Annotated in this window: 2 protein-coding genes and 1 pseudogene; 2 read left to right on the top strand and 1 reads right to left on the bottom strand. The window is 65.4% G+C overall.

What is annotated here, in order from left to right:
• Positions 1–108 (bottom strand): annotated as a pseudogene (locus Q7U29_RS27720) (alpha/beta hydrolase); the annotation flags it as partial.
• Positions 109–215: 107 nt separating this feature from the next.
• Here Q7U29_RS27720 and Q7U29_RS16605 point away from each other — a divergent pair.
• Both Q7U29_RS16605 and Q7U29_RS16600 read left to right on the top strand, forming a co-directional pair.
• Positions 216–959, top strand: a complete 744-nt coding sequence (locus Q7U29_RS16605) for a sulfite exporter TauE/SafE family protein (protein ID WP_304743287.1) — start codon at positions 216–218, stop codon at positions 957–959.
• 42 nt (positions 960–1,001) lie between these two features.
• On the top strand, positions 1,002–1,226 hold a 225-nt coding region (locus Q7U29_RS16600; RefSeq protein ID WP_304743285.1), incomplete at its 3' end, for a hypothetical protein.

Raw genomic sequence — 1,226 nt, 5'->3', positions numbered from 1 at the left:
CAGCCGGTGCCCGGCCGCCGCCATCAGCGGGTGCATCTTCTTCCAGGCCCAGCCGGCCGACCAGGCGCCGTGGCAGACGAGAAAGGTCTTGGGGGACGGAGCGTTCATCGGGCGTTTCCATTTGTGAGTTGCTGTTGGGCCAAGGCCGATGGGGATAGTACCCGCCTGCTCCGTCGTGTAAATGTCGCGGCAACGAAGATGAAAAAAGAACAACGATGAACACTGCGGCCTATGCGCTGGTGCTGCTCGGCGCGCTCTCGGGCGGATTCGTGTCCGGCCTCGTCGGATTCGGCACGGCGATGACGGCGCTGGGGATCTGGCTCTACGTGCTGCCGCCCTCGCTCGCGGTGCCGCTGGTGCTGATCTGTTCGGTGGTCGCCCAGACCTCGACGATGCCGTCGATGTGGCGCAGCTTCGACCTCACTCTGGTCTGGCCGTTCCTGATCGGCGGCCTTGCCGGCGTACCGCTCGGCGTGCTGCTGATCGCCCATGCCGATCCCAATGTCTTCAAACTCAGCATCGGCGTGCTGCTGCTGGTGTTTCCGGCCGCCTTGTATTTCCAGCGCAAGCCGATGGCCTTCACGTTCGGCGGCCGGGTGGCGGATGCGGGAATCGGATTTGCCGGCGGCATCCTCGGCGGCCTCGCCGGCCTGTCCGGCGCGCTTCCGACCTTGTGGGCCAGCGTGCGCGGCTGGGGCAAGGACGAGCGGCGCGGCGTTTTCCAGACCTTCAACTGGACGGTGCTGTTCACCGCGCTCTGCCTGCAGGCCGGCATGGGCCTCGTCAGGATGGACGTGGTCTGGCTCGCAGCGATCGCATTCCCGGCAACGATCACCGGCGCATGGCTCGGCGCACGCGCCTATCGCGCCCTGAGCGACCGCAATTTCAGGGACCTGGTGCTTGGACTGCTGTTTCTGTCCGGCGTCGGTTTGGTCTGGAGCAGTATCGGCGTGAAGTAGCCGTGCATGCTCCGCCGGCTCAGGACTGATGCGAGGCCGCCGGTGCGCTATTGCGCCTCGCAGCAGGATCGCGATCAGAACCGTCAGCAGGTCGATATTGAAAATCCGCGCGGCCGGATCGTGCCGTGCGGACCAGATCACCGAAAGCAGGGAGGCGCCGGGCTCTCTTCTGATGGTTTCAGTCATGTCCTCGGGCCCTGCGACGGTTCCCGGATGCGCGGTCTATGCTGCCGAGATGCTGCCCGCAAATTTGCGAACGTCATTCCG

Source organism: Bradyrhizobium sp. (genome assembly GCF_030654605.1).
In the GTDB taxonomy this organism is placed as follows: domain Bacteria; phylum Pseudomonadota; class Alphaproteobacteria; order Rhizobiales; family Xanthobacteraceae; genus Bradyrhizobium.
Note: the sequence above shows the minus strand (reverse complement) of the source record. Positions and strands in the feature narration are given on the sequence as shown.